Here is a 20,161-nt window from a genome sequence, read left to right on the forward strand (position 1 = left end):
ATCTGCCAGGTCCGACCGACTGCGTCGGGAACATCCCCACTCACGCGGGGACAACGTCACACCTGAACGCGACGCTCCACGACATCGACGAGCTTCGCCAGCGCTTCGTCACGCGGGATGCCGTTCTCCTGCGAACCGTCGCGGTAGCGGAAGGACACCGTGTCCGCGTTCATGTCCTCGTCGCCGACGATGACCATGAAGGGCACCTTCTGCTTCTGGGCGGTCCTGATCTTCTTCTGCATCCGGTCCGAGGACGCGTCCACCTCGACGCGCAGGCCCTTCTTCCTCGCCTCGGCGGCGAACTTCTGCAGGTACTCCACGTGCGCGTCGCCGATCGGGATGCCGACCGCCTGGACGGGCGCCAGCCACGCCGGGAACGCGCCCGCGTAGTGCTCCAGGAGCACGGCGAAGAAGCGCTCGATGGAACCGAAGAGCGCGCGGTGGATCATGACCGGACGCTGCTTGGAGCCGTCGGGACCGGTGTACTCCAGGTCGAAGCGCTCGGGCAGGTTGAAGTCGAGCTGCACGGTCGACATCTGCCAGGTACGGCCGATGGCATCGCGAGCCTGCACGGAGATCTTCGGGCCGTAGAAGGCGGCGCCGCCCGGGTCCGGGACCAGCGGGAGGCCCTGCTTCTCGGCCACCTGGCGGAGCGTCTCGGTGGCCTCCTCCCAGATCTCGTCCGAACCGACGAACTTCTCCGGGTCCTTGGTGGACAGCTCGAGGTAGAAGTCGGTCAGGCCGTAGTCGCGCAGCAGGTTCAGGACGAAGGTGAGCGTCTTGTCGAGCTCCTCCGCCATCTGCTCCTTGGTGCAGTAGATGTGCGCGTCGTCCTGGGTGAAGCCCCGGGCACGGGTCAGGCCGTGCACGACGCCCGACTTCTCGTACCGGTACACGGTGCCGAACTCGAACAGGCGCAGCGGCAGCTCACGGTACGAACGGCCGCGCGCGTCGAAGATCAGGTTGTGCATCGGGCAGTTCATGGGCTTGAGGTAGTAGTCCACGCCCTCGTCGAGCTGCATGGGCGGGTACATGCCGTCGGCGTACCAGTCCAGGTGGCCCGAGGTCTCGAAGAGCTTCCCCTTGGTGGCGTGCGGGGTGTAGACGAACTCGTAGCCCTCCTCCTCGTGCCGGCGGCGCGAGTAGTCCTCCATGACCCGGCGGACGATGCCGCCCTTGGGGTGGAAGACGGCGAGGCCGGAGCCGATCTGCTCCGGGATGGAGAACAGGTCCAGCTCGTTGCCCAGCTTGCGGTGGTCGCGCTTCTCGGCCTCGGCGAGGAAGTCGAGGTGCGCCTTCAGCTCCTCCTTGGAGGGCCAGGCGGTGCCGTAGATGCGCTGGAGCATCGGGTTCTTCTCGCTGCCGCGCCAGTACGCGGCGGCGTTGCGCATCAGCTTGAAGGCCGGGATGTTGCGGGTGGTGGGCAGGTGGGGACCGCGGCAGAGGTCCTTCCAGCACAGCTCGCCGGTCTTGGCATCGAGGTTGTCGTAGATGGTCAGCTCGCCGCCGCCCACCTCGACGTCCGCGCCGTCGTCCGAGGAGGCTGAGCCCTTGATGCCGATGAGCTCCAGCTTGTACGGCTCGGACGCGAGCTCCTCGCGGGCGTCCTCGTCGGTGACGACGCGGCGGGAGAAGCGCTGCCCGCGCCGCTGGATCTCCTGCATCTTCTTCTCGACGGCCTTGAGGTCCTCGGGCGTGAAGGGCTTCTCGACATCGAAGTCGTAGTAGAAACCGTCCTTGACCGGCGGGCCGATGCCCAGCTTGGCCTCGGGGAAGAGCTCCTGCACGGCCTGGGCCATCACGTGGGCGGTGGAGTGGCGCAGGATGTTCAGGCCGTCCTCGGAGGAGATCTCGACGGGCTCGACCTCCTCGCCGTCCTTCACCTCGTGGGCGAGGTCCTTCAGCTCACCGGCCACCCGGGCCGCGACGACGGTGCGCTCGCCGGTGAAGAGGTCGGCGGCCGTAGTGCCCGTCGTCACCACGCGCTCTTCCCGCTCGGAATCGCGTTGGATGATCACACGGACGTCTGACACCGGTCTCTCCTGACTGAAGGGGTCCCGCACCACGTACGGCATGGCGCGGCAATGCCCCGAATCCTACCGAGCCGGGGGTCCCCTCCGCGAAACGGTTGTGGACGGTGCGCTCCGGTCCGCGCCGCGCGGGCGCCCGGATCCCCGCCGTACCGCGCCCGGCGCTCGCCGTCCGCGCGCCTCAGTCCTCGCTGCACGCCTCCTCGAAGAAGTCCAGGTTCTCCTGGAGCGACTTCATCAGCCGGTCCCGTTCGGCCTCGTCCACCTGGACGGGTACGACTCCGGTGGCGTCCGTGAGCCTGCGGAAGCCGCCGCGGCTCTCCAGACGGCCGTGCACCCGTACCGGCAGTCCGACGATGTGCGCCTGGCCCGCGATCCGGTACGCCTCCTCGTCGAGGGTCATCCGGACGTGCGGGACCTCGGCGCCCGCGATGACCCGCAGCCGTACCGTGCCGGCCCCGCGCGGGCCCGACCTGCGCATCCGGACCACGGCACCGGTGAGCCTGACCGGCACGGACGGCTCCTCGCGCAGATAGCGGGCCCCGGCCTCGCGCAGCACGGGCAGGTCGCCGGGCGAGAACTCGACGGGCTCGGCGGGGTTCGCTCCGCCCTCGGGGACGCCCGCGGCGGGTGACCACTCGACGGTGATCCGGGCGCCCTCGGTGCCCCGGACGAGGGCCACCAGGGACTCCGTCAGCTCATGACTGACGCCCGCCTCGACGGCCGCGTCGAAGGCGTCCATGCCGCCGGTGGCCCGCTGGTAGTCGATGGCCTCGCGGGCGGCGCACAGCGCCTCGTGCAGGCGCACGGCGAGCGGCCGGCCCGTGGTGACGGGCACGAAGGCGGTGAGGCCGCGGCCGCCCGGTTCCGCGCCGACCAGGACGTTCTCCAGGGAGGCGCCGGCCGCCCTGCGGTGGCGGGCGCCGTAGTAGCCGGCCCGCGCGCGGGCCGCGAGCGCGCCGGCGAGCAGCATCTGGCGGGCGGCCCCGCGGGTCCGCTCCTCGACGGTCCAGGGCGCCGCGCCCACGGGACCGGTCGGGACGTCCCGCCACCAGTGGATCTCGTCGCTGGGCACGGCGAGGGCGAGGAGGACGTCACGCGCGGACGGGGAGGCGCTGCGGGCGAGCGCGACGAGCGCCTCGCCGAGGAGGTCGTCGCTGTCGGGGAAGGCCCGGTTCTCCGGCACCAGCAGGCTGGTGCCGCCGCCCCCGGGCCCGGGTGGGGTCCACCTGCCGTACCGCCCGGCCGCTCCCCCGCGGCGCTGCCAGCCGTGGCGCCGCAGCAGCGCGCCGAGAACGGCCGGGTCCACCTGGTCGGGGGCCGGCGGATCGTTCCAGAAGGCTTCGGCAGGATGGGGCCTGACCGGCCGGAGGACCTCGTCGATGGGGCGGTGTGTCATGGTCTGCCTCCCGTCCCGACCCTCGTCATGATCTCGCACAGGGCCCGGTCGTCGAAGATGCGGGCCGTCGGGATGCGGACGGTGGTCCGGCGCCGGCCCGTGATGGCGTGTCCGGCGAGATTGATCCAGTAGCAGCAGTGCCGCAGGTCGAGCCGGTCGTGGCTGGCGCGCAGCCAGTCGTCCTGGGATCTGGGCACGAGCATCACGACCAGGATCTTGTGCACCGAGACCGGGGTGCGCGCGAGCTTCACCAGGTGCTCGTTGTCGAGCGTGAAGGAGAAGGCGGGCCCCGGAGGGTTCGGCGGGATCTGGTACGTGCACTTGAGCTGCACCTTGATGGTGACTTCGTCGTCGACCGTGTGCCCGGGGGCACTGTGGCTGACGTGCCAGTCGATGCCGTTGTCGGGAAACGGCTGGGACAGCGAACAGCCCGCGGCCGCCGCGACGGCGTGCAGGTAGCCCACCTGCAAGGTCTCCATGCAGGCGGTGGTGGCGAGCGATCCGCGGTGGGGTGCCGTCCGCTGGGGCAGCAGCCCGCCCCGTTCGGGCTGCGCGATTGCCATGAGCCCAACAGCCTTCCAGGCTTGATGTATCCCCGTGACGGGTCGCTGAACTGCAAAGACCCGTACCTCTGTTGTCTCCTTCCGGCGTACGGCGCAAACAGCCCGGGTATCACCAAACGGGCAGAAGGCGGTGCGTCAGCTGCCGTGGGTGAACGAGGAGTTGTGTGCGTATGACGTGCTGGTACGAGGGCCCTTTGGCCGCGTTCGACACGGAGACCACGGGCGTGGACGTCGAGACCGACAGGATCGTGTCGGCCGCCGTCGTCGTCCAGGACGCGGCGGGTGCCCGTCCGAGGGTGACCCGGTGGCTGGTGAACCCGGGAGTGCCGGTCCCCGAGGGGGCCACGGCGGTGCACGGGCTCACGGACGAACATCTGCAGCGCAACGGCCGCTGGCCGTCGCCCGTGATGGAGGAGATAGCGCGGGAGCTGAGCGAACAGGCCACGGCGGGCCGGCCGCTGGTGGTGATGAACGCCCCGTTCGATCTGACGCTGCTGGACCGGGAGTTGCGCAGACATCGCGCCTCGTCGCTCGACCGCTGGTTCGAGTCGGCGTCGCTGCGCGTGCTCGATCCCCGCGTCCTGGACAAGCATCTGGACCGCTACCGCAAGGGCCGCCGCACCCTGACCGATCTGTGCGCGCACTACGAGGTGACGCTGGAGGGCGCGCACGACGCGGCGGCCGACGCGCTGGCCTCCATGGAGGTCGTCCGTGCGGTGGGGCGCCGTTTCTCGGCCCGGCTGGAGCGGCTGTCACCGTCCGAACTGCACACGCTCCAGACGGTGTGGCACGCGGCACAGGCGCGCGGGCTACAGGCCTGGTTCGCGCGCAGCGGTTCGCCGGAGGCGGTGGATCCGGCGTGGCCGCTGCGCCCGGAACTGCCGGCGGCGGCCTGACCGGGTGCGATGCGGGCGAGAACGACGAAAGACCGGCCCGTCGACGACGGACCGGTCTTTCCCGGGTGGGCGATACTGGGTTCGAACCAGTGACCTCTTCGGTGTGAACGAAGCGCTCTCCCACTGAGCTAATCGCCCGGGAACGGACTGAACAATACAGGTCCCGGCGGGTGGGGTTCAAACCGCGTCGAGGTGAGCCTTCAGACCGCGCCGTCCCGCGCGCATCATCAGGGCGTGGTTGGCGCGGAAGAAGGGCCGTCCGGGCACGGCGAGCCGCCGCAGCAACGGCGTGGTGACGTGCACCTCCTGGTCGTACCGGGCACGGGTTCCCGGGCCGGCCGCGGCGAAGGTCCAGCGTGCCCAGCCGTCGAGATCGCCCGACATCCGGATCTCCAGGACACCGGCCTCCGGGTCCCGGCGCGCCGCGCGGGCGGTGATGGTGATGTCGTACGGCAGGACCGAGCGGATCCGGATGACGCCGCTGTGCTCGTCGACGGGTCTCACCTCGCGCACCTGGGGCCACCAGCGCGGATAGGTCTCGGCCCGTTCCAGGACCGCGTAGACGTCCGCCGGCGGCGCGGGCAGCTCCCACACGGTGCGGAAGCGGTAGTGGGTCCAGTCCATGGACCGAGTGTGCCCACCGGGGCCGGCTGCCGGAAGTACCCGCCGGGTACGTGCACCTGTATGAGTACGGCGTGAGTATCCGCACTCATGTCCGGGTGGCGTGCCCCCGGCCACACTCCGGACCATGACCCAGATTCCGTCCCCGGCCGACGAGTTGCGGCTCATCGACACCGAGCTGCGGCAACTCGACGCGCGCCGGTCCGTGTTGCTGACCCGCCGTGCCTGGCTCGTCCACGCGCTCCGGCAGACGCCCGCACCGACCGCGCCCCCGGCACCCGGGGCCCGGCGGTCCGAGACCACCGGGCCCGGCGTGCAGAACGCCCTCCTGCTCCTCGGCGGCATCCTGCTGGCCGTCGCCGCCGTCGCGTTCACGCTGGTCGGCTGGGGGCACCTGGGGATCACGGGACGGTCGCTGGTGCTCGGCGCGGTGACGCTGGCCGCGCTCGGCGCACCCGTGCTCCTGCTGCGCCGCGGACTGCGTTCGACGGCCGAGGCGCTGGCGGGGATCGGTCTCGTGCTGACGGTCCTGGACGCGTACGCGCTGTACGCGGTCGCGCTCCCCCGCACGGACGGCGTCGGCTACGCGGCGCTCGCCTCGGCGGCGCTGGCCGCGGTGTGGGCGGCGTACGGAGTCGCGCTGGGCGCGCCGCTCCGGGCGGCCGGCCCCGAGGCGCGTCCGTCGCTGCGGCTGCCGCTGCCCGCCGCCGTGGCCGCCGCGCAGCTTCCGCTGCTGCTGTGGGCGGTGGCCGCCTCCGCGGGTGCGTACGCCGTCACGGCCGCCCTGCTGGTCACGGCTGCGCTCGACGCGGTGCTCGCCCCGCGCACGCCCATGAGGTCCGTCCGTGCCGTCGCCGCCGCCGGGGCGTACGGGCTGGGCGGCTGGGGCACCTTCGCCGCCGGCTGGCTGTCCTGGACGTCCGCCGGCCCGGGCGCCGCCGCACGGGCGGCGGCGCTCCTCCTCCTCGCCGCCTCCATCGCGCTGACGACGGCGTGGGGTGCCCCGAAGCCGGGCCTCGGCACGAACACCGCGACGGGCGTCGCGACGGCCGGCGGGCTGATCGGCGTCGTCGCGTTCGGCGGGGTGCTGCGCGTGTCCCTGCCCGGCATGTGGACGGTCCCCGGTCATCTGGTGTGCGGTGTCGCCCTGCTGGCCGTCGCCGGGGCGGGACTGCCCGCACCGGTGCGCCGCGGGCTCGCCCTGGCCTCCGGCTGCGTGGGGGCCCTCTCCGTGGCCTGGGCGCTGCCGGTGGTCGCGATCTCCCTGCTCGGACCGGTCGGCCGGGTGGGCTCCGTCTGGTCCGGTGCTCCGGCGGACGCGCGGGACGCGGTGACGAACGGGCTGCCCTGGCCCGCGGACGTGGTCACGGCACCGCTCGTGCTCGCGCTCGTCGCCGCCGCCCTGGTGGTGGCCGTCCGCACCGCCGCGTGGCGTCCGTACGCCCTGGCCTGTGCGCTGACCCTGGCGTGGGCGACGCTGATCGTCCTCCCGGCGACCCTCGAACTCCCCTACGCGGCCGCGCTGTCCGTCCACGGACTCCTCACGGCGGCCCTGCTCGGGTACGCCCGCCGGACCGGCCCCCGGGTGACGGCTCTGGTGCTGTCCCCGCTCACCTCCCTCAGTCTCGCGTTCCTCGCGCTCGCCTCCGAGGGCGCGACCCTGACCGTGCTCGCCGCGCTGACCGTCCTGTTCGCGGCGGCCGCCCCGCGGCCCGGCCTCGGCCCGGTCGCGGCGCCCGCGGCCCTCGGGTACGCGACGGCCCTCGCCTGCGCCGCGGGCGCCTCGCTCGGTCTGCAACCCCCGCACACGGCACTGCTCGTGCTGCTCGTGCCCGCGGCCGCCGCACTGCTCGCCGCGCGCACCGAGGACGGGCCGACGACCGTGTCGGTCGAGATCGCCGGCGCCCTCGCCGGGCTGCTCGCCGTCGCCCTCGCGGTGACCGAACCGGCCCTGCTGGCCACGGTCCTGGCCCTGTGCGGACTGATCGCCGCGGGGACGGCCGTGCGGGAGGACCGGCGCCCCGTCGGGTACGCGGCCACCGCCCTGTTCGTGCTCGCCTCCTGGGTCCGCCTCGCGTCCTGGGGCGTCGGCTCCCCGGAGGCGTACACCCTGCCGGTCACCGCTGCCGCCCTGCTCCTGGGCGCGTACCGGCGCCGCTCGGACACCTCGGTGTCGTCGTGGACGGCGTACGCGCCCGGCCTGTCCGTGACGCTCGTGCCGAGCCTGTTCGCGGCGTGGGGCGACGGGCAGTGGCAGCGTCCGCTGCTGCTGGGCGCGGCGGCGCTCGCCGTGACCCTGCTGGGCGCACGGCACCGGCTACAGGCCCCGCTGGTGCTGGGCGGCGCCGTGCTCGCGCTGGACGCCCTGCACGAACTCGCCCCGTACATCGTGCAGGTGGTGGACGCGCTTCCCCGCTGGACGCCTCCCGCACTCGCCGGTCTGCTGCTGCTCGCGCTGGGCGCCACCTACGAGCAGCGGATCCGCGACGCACGGCGGGTGCGGGAGGTGCTGGGGAGGATGGGCTGACGGGAGCTCACCGGGGACCGGTCACGACGGCATCCGGTCTCCGAGGAGCGCCAGGTTCTCGATGGCGGCGAGGCCGTAGAGCGCCGTGTCGTTCGTGTAGACCCAGTTTGCCTCGCTGCCCGGCACCAGCGTGACCGGTCCGCTCAGTTCCTCCGTCCTCCAGGGCGAGGACTCGGTGTAGCCGTCGGAGGCGTAGAACTTCGTCCAGGCCCGGGTGGCGAGTTGCGCGTCACCCGTCTGGACGGCGGCGTACGCGTCGAGGCGCGAATGGCCCTGGAAGAGCAGCAGGGTGCCGAAGTTGGTGCCGTAGCGGGCCGCCTGCTCGGTCTTGGTGGCGTTGAAGTAGCGGCAGTAGTCGAGGTACGCCTCCTTGAAGGCGGGCATGTCGACGAGATCGATGAGTTCGGCGCACAGTTCGTTCAGGCCGAAGACCGCGGACAGGTGCGAGACCCCGACCACCGGCTCGGCCGCGACGGCGAACCGACCGGTGTCGAGGTCGTACAGGCCGGAGCCCTGGACGAATCCGTTGGGCTGCGCGGCGATGGTCTCCATCGTCGACAGCACCCGCGCCCTGGCCTTCTCCCACTTCGGCCCCTTGCGTTCCCACTCGGTCAGCCACGCCGAGACGAGCCCGCTCCAGTCCGTGCCGAAGCCGATCGACAGGGCGTGCCGGTCCGGTGTGTACGGATCGGTGCGAATCTTGCGCAGCGGGTCCAGGGCGAGGAAGGTCTCGTCGGAGTCGACGTTGGCGCGCATGAGGTCGCCGACGCGCTCGTCGGCGGTGAGGAAGTAGTAGTAGCGCCGGTAGGTGGTGTTGGCGATGCGCTGCTGTTTGGCGCTGTCGGCGTAGTGCTGCACCCCGTGCCGGGTGCCGAGCCCGGCCCACTGACCGAGGTGGTAGACGTCGACCTCGCCGGTGTGCCGGGTCATCGCCTCGGCGAAGCGGAAGATGTCCGCGCGGCCGCTGCGCAGGTAGGCGAACCACAGCCACAGGTCCGGCGACAGCTCGGAGTTGTCCCAGGCGTAGCCGCCGACGTCGTAGCGCCACTGGTGCCTGACCGGGTCGTACGAGTGCATGACGTCGCCGTAGTCCCAGAAGCCGTACCAACGACGCATCTCCACCTGGTCCTTGTAGTAGGTGAAGAGGAAGTCGAGGTGGTCCTCGATCTTCGCCTTGGCGGATGTCGACCGGTCGGGCTCGGAGTAGAGCCCCGGGCCGAAGACCTTCGCCCCGATCAGCTGCCGGGGCGGGGCGGCCAGTTGCGGCAGGACGCGCACGGCGTCGACCTGCCGGGCGAGTTGCTCGGGCGAGGGGGTGGACTCGTTGGCCCAGAAGAGCAGTTCGGAGGTGCGGGCGATGCCGTAGGGGGTGCCGAAGCCCGGTTCGTAGTCCTCGTAGGTGATGTTGAGGCCCTCGAGCTGTTCGGCGTACGTGTCCTGGCCCATGCCGTCGTGGTAGAAGCGCAGGTCCATGGGCCGCGCCTCGGGCGACCAGAGCCAGAGGGTGACCTCGGCCTCGTCGGTGTGGGCGTCGCGGACGTCGAGCTGGGCGGGGAACTTCTCCCAGAAGTCCCGCAGCCCGAAGGAGAGTCCGCCGCTCGGCCCGCCGACGTAGCCGAATCCGGAGGCGCGCCGGCCGCCGCCCGCCGCGATCCAGCCGTGCCCCTTCTTGGTGCGCTTGCGCAGGGTGAAGCCGTCGGCGGAGAGCTGGGAGAGGGTGTAGTCGCCCCACTGGGGGACGTACTGGAGCCGGGTGGTGACCCGCTGGTCCCAGGTGGACGGGTCGGCGAGCCTCTCACCCGCGAACTGGGCCGCCTGGACGGCTGCTCCGGGGTCGCGGCGCAGCCCGGTGACGCCCTGGACGGCCTCGCGGAGGAGCCCGGTCCCGTCACCGCCGATCCGGACGTGCCGGTCGTAGGCGGCGTCCCGCATCGGCACGGTGAAGCGGACGCCGAGCCCGCGGACGAAGTCGCCGCTGCTCCTGCCGGGTTCCTGCTTCCCGTCGAAGGTGACCGTGTGCACCATGCGGAAGGAGTCGGCGCCCGCGTAGAAGTACAGGCGGACCGAGAAGGGCAGCCAACTCCTGCCGCCCTTGCGGTGCTTGCCGTCGATGCGGACGACGGCCCGCACCGGGCCGTCCTGTTCGACCTCGGCCCCGGAGATCGCGCTCTCGAAGCGCTCGTACTTCTCGGCGCCCTGGTCCTCGTCCTCGATCTCCGGCTGGCGGACGAGGACGAGGCGGCCGTTCCCGGCGATCTCGGTCGTGCCGCGCGTCACGGACCTGACCAGTGCGGAGCCGCTCTCGCCGATCTTCACGGTGATGACCCCGGTCGAGACGTCGATGGTGCCGCCGCTCCGGTCGACGGTCACCGCGCGCTCCGGCACGGCGGGCTCCCCCGCGGTCAGCATGAGGCCGCTCGCGTCCGAACTCATGGCGTGCGCGGTCCACTTGAGGGATCCGTCCGGCCAGTAGGCGATCGGCCAGGACTGCACGGGAACGGCCTTGCCGCCGGCGTCCGTGAGCGCGAACGTCCGCTCGGGCCGGTACGCGCCTCTGGGCCAGGGCACTCCGACGGTGGAACCGGGGGCGGCGCCGAGGCCGCCGTCCTCCAGCCAGCGGAGGCTCACGGGGTCCGCGCCGGCCGCTTCCCCTCCGGGGGCGGCCTGCGCGTCGGTGGTTCCGAGGGACCGGCTGAACTGCGCGGCGGCCCCGGCGACGGCGGCCGCCTTGAGAAGGGACCTGCGGGGGATGGGCGACATGGCCTTCCTCTCCTTACGGGATGGTCAGGGGCATGACAGAGATGAGGACGCGGCCGGGACGGGCCGGGGCACGCGGGAACCCCGTCCCGCGGGAGTGCGGGATCAGCGGCGCCGCCGGCGTTCCTCGACGGCGACGGCCGCCCCGGCCACGGCCCCCAGGGCGGGGACCGCGAGCGGCGCGACGAGCAGGGCGGAGCAGACCACCACGGCCGCCCCGCAGACGAGCAGGAAGGACCCGGCGGGATCGAGGACGGTCCGGCGCCCGGCGTCCGCGAGCAGCCCGCGCCACGCGGCTCCCGGCTCCCAGACCGCGGCCGCGCGCAGCAGCGCGACCACTCCCCCGGTCAGCGCCAGGAGGCCGACGGCCCCGGCGAACGGCCCTCCGGGAATCCCCGCACGCGCGGCCCGGACGTCCACCAGGACCGCCGCCGCCCCGGCCCACCCGGCGACCCCGACGAGCCAGCCGCCCCGTACGGCCGTCCGGAGGTCTGCCACGAACTCCCGCCCTCCGCCGCCCTCGTGAGCCGTACGCCGGCGCAGGTGCCGCGCGCCGGCCGCGAACGCGGCGGGAACGGTGACAAGGGGCAGCGAGGCCAGCGCGATCCACACACCGGTCAGCAGACACTCCGCGAAGACGGCGAACCGCTCGGCGAGGACGGACTCCCGCGGTGCCCTGCGCACCGTTCCCCCGACGCGGGCCCTGGTCCGCACGACGCCCACCTCAGCCCTTCAGTCCGGAGGTCGCCATGCCATCGATCAGATACCGCTGGAAGGCGAGGAAGAAGAGGAGCACGGGCAGCAGCGCCACCAGCGACATCGCGATCATGCCACCGTAGTTGGCGACCCCCTCCTGGTCGCGGAACATCATCATGCCGAGCGAGACCGTGTACTTGCCGGGCTCGTTGAGATAGATCAGCGGGCCCATGAAGTCGTTCCAGGCGTTGATGAAGGTGAAGATCGCGCTGGTGATGAGGGCGGGGCGGCACAGCGGCAGCACGATCGACCAGTAGATGCGCAGGTGTCCGCAGCCGTCGAGCCGCGCCGCCTCGTCCAGTTCGCGCGGCAGGTTCCGCATGAACTGCACCATGAGGAAGACGAAGAACGCCTCGGTGGCCAGGTACTTGCCGATCAGCAGCGGCACATAGGTGTTGACCAGCCCCGCCTTCTGGAACATCACGTACTGCGGGATCAGCAGCACGTGGTACGGCAGCAGGAGCGTGCCGATCATCAGCGAGAACAGCACGTTCCGTCCGGCGAACCGGATCCGGGCGAAGGCGTACGCGGTCAGCGAGCAGGAGACCAGGATGCCGGCGACCGAACCGAGAGCGTAGAACAGGGAGTTCTGGAAGAAGGTGGCGATCGGGATGTCGGCGATCCCGTCGGCCAGCCCCTTGAAGTTGGCCAGGACCGGGCCGGTCGGGAACAGCTCCAGGCTGCCGATGATCTCGCGGCTCGGCTTGAAGGAGGCGCCGACGACCCAGAGCACGGGGTAGAGGACGACCGCGAGGACCAGCAGGGCCCCGGTGTGCCAGACGAGTGAGCCGGCTCGCCCCCGTACGCGTGCCGAGGTCTTCGCGGCGCCGGGGCCGGGCGCCTTGCCGGTGACCGTGCTCATCGGGCGTCCTCCTCGTAGTGCACCCAGCGCTTCTGCGACCAGAAGAGGACGGCCGTCACCAGCGCGACGGCGAGCAGCAGCATCCAGGCCATGGCGGAGGCGAAGCCCATCTGGGACTCCTTGAAGCCCTTCTGGTAGAGGTAACAGGTGTAGACGAGCGTGGCGTCGGCCGGACCGCAGGTGGCGTTGGAGACCACGTACGCCGAACCGAAGATCTGGAACGAGTGGATGGTCTCCAGCAGGACGTTGAAGAACAGGACGGGGGACAGCATCGGCAGCGTGATGCTCCAGAACCTGCGCAGCGGTCCCGCGCCGTCCACCTCCGCCGCCTCGTACAGCTCCCTCGGCACCTGTTTGAGCCCGGCCAGGAAGATGACCATGGGGGCGCCGAACTGCCAGACGGTGAGCGCGACCAGGCTGTAGAGCACCCACTCCGGGTCGCCGACCCAGCCCCCGGAGCGGAAGCCGAGGAAGGTCTGCACACGGTCCACGACGGCGTCGTCGGAGAACAGCGCGCGCCAGACGAAGCCGACCGAGACGCTCGCGCCGATCAGCGACGGGGCGTAGAACGCGGCCCGGTAGAAGGCCTGACCGCGGCGGCTCCGTGCGAGCAGCAGGGCCACTCCGAGCGCCAGCAGCAGCTTGAGCGGCGTACCGATGACGACGTACTCGGCCGTCACCTCGACCGACTTACGCCACCGGGGGTCGTCGAACATGGTGGTGAAGTTGTCGAAGCCGATCCACCGGGGCGAGTCGAAGAGGTCGTAGTCGGTGAAGGCGAAGTAGAGGGAGGCGACCATCGGACCCGCGGTCAGGAGCAGGAAGCCCGCGATCCAGGGCGACATGAAGAGGTAGCCGGCGAGGTTCTCGCGGCGCCGCCCCGGGCGCGTTCCGGCGACGGGGTGCGCGGGGCGCGCCCGCTGCGCTTCGGGCGGAGAGTCCTTGACGAGCGTCACGGCGGTTCCCATCAGGCGGAGAGGGCGGTCTTCGCCTCGGAGAAGAACTGCTTCACCGCGTCGGAGACCTTGGTGGTGCCCTGGGACATGTCACCGCCGATGCGCAGGAAGGCGGCCTCGACGGTGTCGGCGCCCGCCGGGTGCGGGGTGATCGCGCCGAGCACACCGGCCGCGGCGACGTCCTTCTCGTACTGCGCGATGGCCTTGCTGGGGGCGTCGGAGGGCTGGAAGGCGTCGAACTGCTCGGTGGTGGCGAGGATCCCCCGGTCGTAGCCCATGATCTTGCCGACCTCGGGGTCGTGGACCATGAAGTCGATGAACCGGGCCACTTCCTCGGGATGCTTGGTGTGCGCGGAGGCGCTGAGCATCAGCGAGGCGAGGTACTGACCGGTCTGCCTGCCGTCGGTCGTCGGAATCGGCGCCAGACCGTAACTGCTGTCGCCCTCCGCCGTATAACGGACCGTGAAGTTGTCCCAGGTGAACTCGGAGGCCGCGTGGCCCGCCGAGAGGGAGGACTTGGGTTTGTCCTGTTCGACCCGCTTGGGATCGGTGATGATGCCGGCCTTGACGCGGTTGTAACCGTCGGCCCACCACTCCGTCAGATCGGCCTCGTCGAAACCGAGTCCGTCCTCGGTGAAGAACGCCTTGCCGTTCTGCCGGAGGTAGAGGTCGTACAGATACATGATGCTGAAGTAACCGGTGTCGCCCGCCACCTTCTGGGTGTCGTGAATCCTCTTGAGCGCGGCGAAGTACTCGTCCCAGGTCCAGCCCTGCTTCGGATCGACGCCCGCCTTCTCGAACACCTTCTCGTCGACGACAAGTGACATGGTGTTGGACCCGACGGGAATCCCGAGCTGCTTTCCGTCGACCTGGCCGACCTTCTCGACCCCGGCGCGAAAGTTCTTCAGGCTCAGATTTCCGGCGTCTATCTGGGACTTGAGGTCGAGCAGGATCCCTCGCTTGTCGTACTTCCGCAGAAACCCGACGGCGTTCTGGAATACGTCCGGCGGATTTCCGCCCGCGGCCTGGGTCTGGAACTTCTCCCAGAAAGCCACGTAATCCTGGAAGTCCGTCTGTACCTTGATCTTCGGATATTTCTTCTCGAAGAGCGCGATGGAGCGGTTGATCCGCTTCGCCCGCTCGTCCGCGCCCCACCAGGCGTAACGGATCGTCACCGTCCCGTCCCCGGCGCCGCTTCCGCCCCCACCGCAGCCCGTCGTCGCGGCCAGCCCCAGCGCGGCCACCGAAGCCCCGGCCGCCTTGAGGACCGTCCGCCTCTCGACACTCCCGTTGTTCCCCACTGCCGGGCCTCCCCGCAACGTCGACGCCATCCGCATGAATCGTTTCAAGTAAGCGCTTGCTGGCACAAGGTACGGAGGCGCTCCGGGCGCGTCAATGATTCGGACAGGAATTGACGTGCGACGCCCCGATCCCGCCGCACCGACCCCTGCGCCCCTTCCCGCACACCCGTGCACGAGTACGCAGGTCGGACCCGCGCGGTCGGCCCACCGAACATTCCCTGGGTCACGGAACCGCTCGGCGGCGCGGCCGAAAACGTACTGTCGCGGGGGCGTTGACGGGATGTCGGCCGAGGGTGGGGGAAACGGAGCGTGAGGGGTGGGGCACCTGCCCGCGCGCCGCGCCGACGTTCACGGACACCGGACCCCTCCGAACCTCCCCACCCGACCCACCGGCCGGACCAGGACACCCACCAGGCCCACCACCCCGGCGCACCACCACTCCCCCGCACCCAGGAACGCACGGAATGCACGGAACGGGCCCGGTACGACCACCACGAAGCACCCGCAGTCGGCCGCGCACAGAGGGGACCGTGCCGGCACAACGGGCCCGGTACGACCACCACGAAGCACCCGCAGTCGGCCGCGCACAGGAGGGGCCGCGGCCGGCACAACGAGCCCGGCACGACCACCACGAAGCACCCGCGGCCGGGATCCGGCGGGAGGGGCCGTGCCGGTACATCGAATGCCCGCAGGCCGGACGGATCGGAGCCCACCAGCACCTCTCGACCCCGGGGGGATCCGTTCGGATGCGGGCGGATGTACCGGCGCGGCCCCGACCCACCCACCGGACCGCCGGGCACGTACCTGCGTCCAGGACGATCGGGCCACCCCCGCCCCGGGACGACGAAAGCGGCCCCGGTCCACGATGTCGTGGGCCGGGGCCGTCTGTCGTACGTGTGGGCGATACTGGGTTCGAACCAGTGACCTCTTCGGTGTGAACGAAGCGCTCTCCCGCTGAGCTAATCGCCCGGGTGCAGGAAGAACATTACCCCATGTCAGGGGATGGCTTCGACCATCCGGACCAGCCCGGAGCAGCCCCACGCCGACCTCGTCACTCCTCGATGTTCCACGGCATCACGAGGCCGAACCTCCAGAGGTACACCCCCACCAGCACGGCGACGATCACGAGGCCGACCGTGGTGAGGATGATGTTGCGGCGCCGGACCTTGGGGTCGAGCGCCCGCTGCGCGGCCTCCGTGACCTTGCGCTTCGTCCAGCGGAGCACGAGCTGGGCCCAGACGAACTCGGTCGCCCAGATCGCCATGCCGCCGAAGATCACCAGCCAGCCGGGACCCGGCAGCGGAAGCATGACCACGCCGGCGGCGACCACCGCGAGCCCGACGACGAAAACGCCCACCTGCCAGCTCACGTGCAGCGCGCGGCGGGCCTTGATGAATTGGGGCGCGCGCGAACCGAGCGCTCGCTCATTCTCCGCCCCGTCGTCCCCCCTGTCGTGCACCCCGTCGTCCGCCATGGCGGCCTCGCCCAACTCGTCACTCCCCGTATTCATACGACCAAACCCTACCCGAGAGAAACCAGTCACCGGAATGGCCCTATCCGGAGAACGCGCCCTCGGCCGGATGAGTTACATAAAGACATGCAAAACCCTCAGAGGGGTTTACAACGGCACCGTAGGTGGCATGTCGATTTCGCCGACGTGCGAATCCCCGAGCGCACACTGAGCGAAAGGCCCTGGCGCTTATGAACACCACGGTCAGCTGCGAGCTGCACCTGCGCCTCGTTGTGTCGAGCGAGTCCTCACTGCCTGTACCCGCAGGACTGCGGTATGACACGGCCGATCCCTACGCCGTGCACGCCACCTTCCACACCGGAGCCGAGGAAACCGTCGAGTGGGTGTTCGCCCGCGACCTCCTCGCCGAGGGCCTCCACCGGCCCACCGGTACCGGCGACGTCCGAGTCTGGCCGTCCCGGAGCCACGGCCAGGGCGTCGTATGCATCGCCCTGAGCTCCCCGGAGGGTGAAGCCCTGCTCGAAGCCCCCGCGAGGGCCCTGGAATCATTCCTGAAGCGAACGGACGCAGCCGTGCCGCCCGGCACGGAACACCGGCACTTCGATCTCGACACGGAGCTCTCACACATCCTGGCCGAGAGCTGACGCGTCACGACAGAGCCGCCCGGCGCCGTCCACTCGGGGAGACGGCTCGGGCCCAGACAACCGCATAGGGAAGGCACCGGCGCCGACGCCGCGGAAAGTTCGCGGCGGCGGCGCCGCTGCACGCCGCCCCTGGGCACGGACTCCCGTTCCCGTCCACCTGCTCCCGTCCACGCCGCTCCCATCCACCCGCTCCCATCCACCCGCGCCCGTCTCCCCCGCGCCGGGAAGCCACTACCATCGGCCAGCATCGGGCGGGCGCCCTCGCCCGACCCCCAGGCCAGGGAGCGAAACGTGCTGATCACCCACGACACCCGGTGCGCACTCGACGCCGTGGTGGATCTGGTGAACACCGCGCCGGAGGACGAGACGGCGGACGGGCTCGCCGATGTGCCGTCCCTCGCCGATTTCGTACGAAAGCACGAGATCAGTGATGTCGGTGTGCTGTCGGAGCGCGATCTCGCAGCCGTACGGGACGTTCGCGGCCGGTTCGCCGGGATCTTCGCCGCCGACGACCCGCGTACCGCCGCCTCGCTCATCAACGAGCTGGTGGCGGCCGCCGGCACCACGCCCCGGCTGACGGACCACGACGGCTACGACTGGCACGTCCACTACTTCGCGCCGGGCGCCTCGGTCGCCGACCACCTCGCGGCCGACTGCGGGATGGCTCTGGCCTTCTTCGTGGTCGCCGGAGAGCAGGACCGGCTGCGGCGCTGCGAGGCCCCGGACTGCCGGCGGGCCTTCGTCGATCTCTCCCGCAACCGCTCCCGCCGCTACTGCGACAGCCGCACCTGCGGGAACCGGCTCCATGTGGCCGCCTACCGGGCACGCCGCAAGGAAGCCGCGGGCTGACCGGCTCGCACCGCCACAGGCGCCACGGGACCCACGGACGAGATGCCGGCCGACCCTCTCGGAAGAAGGCGGACTCGCGACCGGTCCAGGGTCGGACTTACGACCGGTCCAGGGTCGGACTCGCGACCGGTCCGGGGTCGGACTCGTGGCCGGACCGACGGAGCCCTCGGCGGGTGACGCCAGGGGCTCCGTGTACAGCTCAGAGCAGCAGCAGGTCGTGCAGCGAAGCCATGAGCAGCAGACAGCCGATCACCGCAAGGAAGATCATCAGCGGCGGCTGGGAGAGCGCGAAGAGACAACCACGCCGCTCCTCGGGCGGAGCAGCGGTGTCGCTCGTTGTTGTGTCCAGCATCTCGCGGGCGATGATGCAGCAGAGAACGCCCGCTTCGCGATCAACACGCCCGGAACGTACGGGAGTTCGCTGGATGATGTGACGGGAGCGCTCGAACGTGAACGGTTCCGCGCGTTCCCTGTGTCACGTATGCGATCTTGTGTCGCTCCGGCGGGTCATATTCCGTGCTTCTTCAGGATCGCCTCGATGTCGCTGAAGTCGTCCCCGGAGCCGTTCGCCCGTGGCGCGGCGGCCGGCCGGGTGGCCGGGCCGGAGCCCTGGCCCAGCGACGGGGCCGAGGCCGCGGGAGCCGCCGCCTCGCGCCGGCCGGCGGCCTTCGCGGCTCTGCGCTCCTTCCGCGTCCCGCCCTCGCGCCGCTCCACGGCGCGCGTGATCATGAACAGTGCCCAGGCTCCGCCGAGCACCACGAAGCCGGCCCACGCGGTCGGGCTGAACGCGGTGTCGGCCAGCCAGCCGACCACTCCGGTCATGACCAGGCCGAGCGGCACCAGGGAGTAGGCGGCGATCCGGGCGGCCGCCAGGAAACGCTTGCGGTACGCCGTCACCGCGGCGATGCCCAGGCCGGCGACGGAGACGGCGGAGCAGACGGTCTCTGCGATCATTCCGGTCCTCCAGGCGGGCTCGGCACGACATGGTTCCTCGTGCCTTCCATCCTGCACCGCCCCGTGCCCGGTATGCCACGGTCCGGGCAGACCTCAGGGACATCTCGGGGTCGCCGTCCTCCTCAGGTCCCGGTGGGACCGCCCCCCTCACCGGACTGGGAGACTGGATCCCATGAACGACTCCTCCACCGCGCGCCCGGCTCCCGTCGTCCTGGAGGTCTGGTGCGATCTCCAGTGCCCCGACTGCCGTGACGCCCTCGCCGACCTCCGCGCGCTGCGCGCCCGCTACGGCGACCGTCTGGAGCCGCGCCTGCGGCACTTCCCCCTGGAGAAGAACAAGCACGCCTTCGCCGCGGCGCAGGCCGCCGAGGAGGCCGCCGAGCAGGGGGCCGCCTGGCCGTACGTCGAGGCCGTACTCGGTCGCGTCGAGGAGCTGAACCGCGGCGGCGAAGACTTCCTGGTCTCGGTCGCGCGGGAACTCGGGCTGGACGCCGAGGAGTTCGACACGGCCCTGATCGACGGGCGGCACATCCTGATCGTCGACGCGGACCAGGCCGAGGGCAAGGCGATCGGCGTCACCGGTACCCCGACGTACGTCATCGGTGGTGAGCGCCTGGACGGCGGCAAGAGCCAGGAGGGGCTGCGCGGGCGGATCGAGGAGATCGCCGACCGCCTGCTCGCCGAGCGGGCCTGACACCCGCCGGTTCCGTGACGGGCCCGGGCTCCGGTCCGGGCCCGGAGCCGTCACGGCTAGAGCAGCGTCTTGTACAGGTGGTACTCCGTCGTCCCGTAGCCGAGCGTCTCGTAGAGCCGCTCGGCCGGGGTGTTCCCCGCGAAGACGTTGAGGGCGATGGCGGTCAGTCCGGCGGCCGCCGCCCGGGCCTCGGCGAGCCGCATGAGCGTCCGGCCGTGTCCGTGTCCGCGCCGGTCGGCACGGACACGGACGTCGTAGACGAAGGCGCGTCCGCCCCGGCGCCCCAGCCAGAGATCGCCCACGGGGACGCCCTCGTGCTCCAGGACGCTCAGCCACATGTTCGCGGTGGCCGGACCCTGCGGCAGCGCCCCGCCGAAGTCGCGGTCCGCCTTGGCGAGCGCCTCGGCCTCCGGTACCCCGCGCCGGATCCAGTCCTCCGCGTAGTCCCGCCTGCCCGCCCGGTCCCAGGTCTCGTACTCGTCCTGGGTCATGGGACGGTCGGCGCTGCCCGGCGGGAGGACGAGCACGGAATCGTCGAGCGGCTTCTCCATGATGCGGTTGCGCAGCACGTAACCGAGCGCCCTGACGAGCCCCAGGGCCGCCGTGGCCTCGCCGGGAACGGTCACCTCGATCCGCCGGCAGCCCCAGCCGCGGGCCACCTCCTCCGCGGCCAGCGCGGCCACGGTGCCCCGGCCGCGGCCCCGGTCCGGCTCGTCGATGCCGAGCTCGTGGATCCTGGCGACGGGCGGGCCCGATCCGGGTTCCGTGGCGAGGTGTACCCGGCCGACGGGACGGCTGTTCACGCACACCTGGTAGCGGCGTGAGAGCGCCCCGTCGGCGGCGTGGTGAAGCGGCTCGGTCGGCCGCAGGGTCGTGGTCAT

At 71.4% G+C, this 20,161-nt stretch carries 18 protein-coding genes and 2 tRNA genes; 5 read left to right on the top strand and 15 right to left on the bottom strand.

What is annotated here, in order from left to right; translation table 11 throughout:
* Nucleotides 1-56: 56 nt before the first annotated feature.
* From thrS to CW362_RS03400, 3 genes are all read right to left on the bottom strand, one after another.
* A complete protein-coding gene (thrS, locus tag CW362_RS03390; RefSeq protein ID WP_103547932.1) occupies nucleotides 57-2,033 on the bottom strand; it encodes a threonine--tRNA ligase in 1,977 nt (658 codons plus the stop codon).
* A 178-nt stretch (nucleotides 2,034-2,211) separates the two neighbouring features.
* Complete coding sequence (locus tag CW362_RS03395; RefSeq protein WP_103547826.1) at nucleotides 2,212-3,429, bottom strand: hypothetical protein; 1,218 nt, start codon at nucleotides 3,427-3,429, stop codon at nucleotides 2,212-2,214.
* Nucleotides 3,426-3,992 carry a DUF4365 domain-containing protein gene (locus tag CW362_RS03400; protein ID WP_103547827.1) on the bottom strand — a complete coding sequence of 189 codons (567 nt, stop codon included), beginning with the start codon at nucleotides 3,990-3,992 and terminating at the stop codon, nucleotides 3,426-3,428. Before CW362_RS03400 ends, CW362_RS03395 begins: the two co-directional genes overlap by 4 nt.
* A gap of 170 nt (nucleotides 3,993-4,162) precedes the next feature.
* Between CW362_RS03400 and CW362_RS03405 the strand changes: the two genes are divergently transcribed.
* Entirely contained in the window at nucleotides 4,163-4,888 is a 726-nt protein-coding gene (locus CW362_RS03405; protein WP_103547828.1) for a 3'-5' exonuclease, read from the top strand.
* A gap of 66 nt (nucleotides 4,889-4,954) precedes the next feature.
* On the opposite strand, the gene CW362_RS03410 is transcribed toward CW362_RS03405, so the two are convergent.
* Both CW362_RS03410 and CW362_RS03415 read right to left on the bottom strand, forming a co-directional pair.
* Nucleotides 4,955-5,026, bottom strand: a tRNA-Val gene (locus CW362_RS03410).
* A 39-nt stretch (nucleotides 5,027-5,065) separates the two neighbouring features.
* Nucleotides 5,066-5,512, bottom strand: a complete 447-nt coding sequence (locus tag CW362_RS03415; RefSeq protein WP_103547829.1) for an SRPBCC family protein — start codon at nucleotides 5,510-5,512, stop codon at nucleotides 5,066-5,068.
* Between the two features lie 124 nt (nucleotides 5,513-5,636).
* Between CW362_RS03415 and CW362_RS03420 the strand changes: the two genes are divergently transcribed.
* Nucleotides 5,637-8,036 (top strand): SCO7613 C-terminal domain-containing membrane protein, encoded by a 2,400-nt coding sequence (locus CW362_RS03420; RefSeq protein ID WP_103547830.1) that lies wholly within the window; start codon nucleotides 5,637-5,639, stop codon nucleotides 8,034-8,036.
* Nucleotides 8,037-8,057: 21 nt separating this feature from the next.
* Here CW362_RS03420 and CW362_RS03425 read toward each other — a convergent pair whose 3' ends face one another.
* The 7 genes from CW362_RS03425 to CW362_RS03455 all read right to left on the bottom strand — a co-directional run bounded on the left by CW362_RS03425 (nucleotide 8,058) and on the right by CW362_RS03455 (nucleotide 16,178).
* Nucleotides 8,058-10,796: an exo-rhamnogalacturonan lyase family protein gene (locus CW362_RS03425; protein ID WP_103547831.1), complete on the bottom strand. Its 2,739-nt coding sequence runs from the start codon at nucleotides 10,794-10,796 to the stop codon at nucleotides 8,058-8,060.
* Between the two features lie 102 nt (nucleotides 10,797-10,898).
* Complete coding sequence (locus tag CW362_RS03430; RefSeq protein ID WP_240657629.1) at nucleotides 10,899-11,507, bottom strand: hypothetical protein; 609 nt, start codon at nucleotides 11,505-11,507, stop codon at nucleotides 10,899-10,901.
* A gap of 10 nt (nucleotides 11,508-11,517) precedes the next feature.
* Entirely contained in the window at nucleotides 11,518-12,411 is an 894-nt protein-coding gene (locus tag CW362_RS03435) for a carbohydrate ABC transporter permease (protein WP_103547832.1), read from the bottom strand.
* Complete coding sequence (locus CW362_RS03440; protein WP_206300851.1) at nucleotides 12,408-13,379, bottom strand: carbohydrate ABC transporter permease; 972 nt, start codon at nucleotides 13,377-13,379, stop codon at nucleotides 12,408-12,410. Before CW362_RS03440 ends, CW362_RS03435 begins: the two co-directional genes overlap by 4 nt.
* Nucleotides 13,379-14,668: an ABC transporter substrate-binding protein gene (locus CW362_RS03445; protein ID WP_103547833.1), complete on the bottom strand. Its 1,290-nt coding sequence runs from the start codon at nucleotides 14,666-14,668 to the stop codon at nucleotides 13,379-13,381. Before CW362_RS03445 ends, CW362_RS03440 begins: the two co-directional genes overlap by 1 nt.
* An 897-nt stretch (nucleotides 14,669-15,565) precedes the next feature.
* Nucleotides 15,566-15,637 (bottom strand) — tRNA-Val (locus CW362_RS03450).
* Between the two features lie 82 nt (nucleotides 15,638-15,719).
* Nucleotides 15,720-16,178, bottom strand: coding sequence for a TIGR02611 family protein (locus tag CW362_RS03455; protein WP_103547834.1), 459 nt, complete (start codon nucleotides 16,176-16,178; stop codon nucleotides 15,720-15,722).
* 191 nt (nucleotides 16,179-16,369) lie between these two features.
* Between CW362_RS03455 and CW362_RS03460 the strand changes: the two genes are divergently transcribed.
* Entirely contained in the window at nucleotides 16,370-16,783 is a 414-nt protein-coding gene (locus tag CW362_RS03460; RefSeq protein WP_003959770.1) for an SsgA family sporulation/cell division regulator, read from the top strand.
* Nucleotides 16,784-17,074: 291 nt separating this feature from the next.
* Nucleotides 17,075-17,632, top strand: a complete 558-nt coding sequence (locus tag CW362_RS03465) for a CGNR zinc finger domain-containing protein (RefSeq protein ID WP_103547835.1) — start codon at nucleotides 17,075-17,077, stop codon at nucleotides 17,630-17,632.
* A 199-nt stretch (nucleotides 17,633-17,831) separates the two neighbouring features.
* Here the strand turns inward: CW362_RS03465 and CW362_RS43720 are convergent, their stop codons facing one another.
* The gene (locus CW362_RS43720) at nucleotides 17,832-17,984 is read right to left on the bottom strand and encodes a hypothetical protein (protein ID WP_167455603.1); all 153 of its coding nucleotides are present in this window, start codon (nucleotides 17,982-17,984) and stop codon (nucleotides 17,832-17,834) included.
* Nucleotides 17,985-18,139: 155 nt separating this feature from the next.
* Nucleotides 18,140-18,586 carry a hypothetical protein gene (locus CW362_RS03470; protein ID WP_103547836.1) on the bottom strand — a complete coding sequence of 149 codons (447 nt, stop codon included), beginning with the start codon at nucleotides 18,584-18,586 and terminating at the stop codon, nucleotides 18,140-18,142.
* A gap of 172 nt (nucleotides 18,587-18,758) precedes the next feature.
* Here CW362_RS03470 and CW362_RS03475 point away from each other — a divergent pair, with 172 nt between their 5' ends.
* Entirely contained in the window at nucleotides 18,759-19,280 is a 522-nt protein-coding gene (locus CW362_RS03475) for a DsbA family protein (protein WP_103547837.1), read from the top strand.
* Nucleotides 19,281-19,336: 56 nt separating this feature from the next.
* Here the strand turns inward: CW362_RS03475 and CW362_RS03480 are convergent, their stop codons facing one another.
* Nucleotides 19,337-20,161 carry a GNAT family N-acetyltransferase gene (locus CW362_RS03480; RefSeq protein WP_103547838.1) on the bottom strand — a complete coding sequence of 275 codons (825 nt, stop codon included), beginning with the start codon at nucleotides 20,159-20,161 and terminating at the stop codon, nucleotides 19,337-19,339.

The sequence above is a fragment of the Streptomyces populi genome (assembly GCF_002911015.1).
Classification (GTDB): domain Bacteria; phylum Actinomycetota; class Actinomycetes; order Streptomycetales; family Streptomycetaceae; genus Streptomyces; species Streptomyces populi.

What these genes read in the sequence shown, in the direction of transcription:
- CW362_RS03455 (WP_103547834.1), bottom strand. Translation starts at nt 16,178, where the DNA reads ATGAATACGGGGAGTGACGAGTTGGGCGAGGCCGCCATGGCGGACGAC.
- CW362_RS03475 (WP_103547837.1), top strand. Translation starts at nt 18,759, where the DNA reads ATGAACGACTCCTCCACCGCGCGCCCGGCTCCCGTCGTCCTGGAGGTC.
- CW362_RS03470 (WP_103547836.1), bottom strand. Translation starts at nt 18,586, where the DNA reads ATGATCGCAGAGACCGTCTGCTCCGCCGTCTCCGTCGCCGGCCTGGGC.
- CW362_RS03400 (WP_103547827.1), bottom strand. Translation starts at nt 3,992, where the DNA reads ATGGCAATCGCGCAGCCCGAACGGGGCGGGCTGCTGCCCCAGCGGACG.
- CW362_RS03440 (WP_206300851.1), bottom strand. Translation starts at nt 13,379, where the DNA reads ATGGGAACCGCCGTGACGCTCGTCAAGGACTCTCCGCCCGAAGCGCAG.
- CW362_RS43720 (WP_167455603.1), bottom strand. Translation starts at nt 17,984, where the DNA reads ATGCTGGACACAACAACGAGCGACACCGCTGCTCCGCCCGAGGAGCGG.
- CW362_RS03460 (WP_003959770.1), top strand. Translation starts at nt 16,370, where the DNA reads ATGAACACCACGGTCAGCTGCGAGCTGCACCTGCGCCTCGTTGTGTCG.
- CW362_RS03435 (WP_103547832.1), bottom strand. Translation starts at nt 12,411, where the DNA reads ATGAGCACGGTCACCGGCAAGGCGCCCGGCCCCGGCGCCGCGAAGACC.
- CW362_RS03415 (WP_103547829.1), bottom strand. Translation starts at nt 5,512, where the DNA reads ATGGACTGGACCCACTACCGCTTCCGCACCGTGTGGGAGCTGCCCGCG.
- CW362_RS03425 (WP_103547831.1), bottom strand. Translation starts at nt 10,796, where the DNA reads ATGTCGCCCATCCCCCGCAGGTCCCTTCTCAAGGCGGCCGCCGTCGCC.
- CW362_RS03395 (WP_103547826.1), bottom strand. Translation starts at nt 3,429, where the DNA reads ATGACACACCGCCCCATCGACGAGGTCCTCCGGCCGGTCAGGCCCCAT.
- CW362_RS03420 (WP_103547830.1), top strand. Translation starts at nt 5,637, where the DNA reads ATGACCCAGATTCCGTCCCCGGCCGACGAGTTGCGGCTCATCGACACC.
- CW362_RS03405 (WP_103547828.1), top strand. Translation starts at nt 4,163, where the DNA reads ATGACGTGCTGGTACGAGGGCCCTTTGGCCGCGTTCGACACGGAGACC.
- CW362_RS03480 (WP_103547838.1), bottom strand. Translation starts at nt 20,161, where the DNA reads ATGACCACGACCCTGCGGCCGACCGAGCCGCTTCACCACGCCGCCGAC.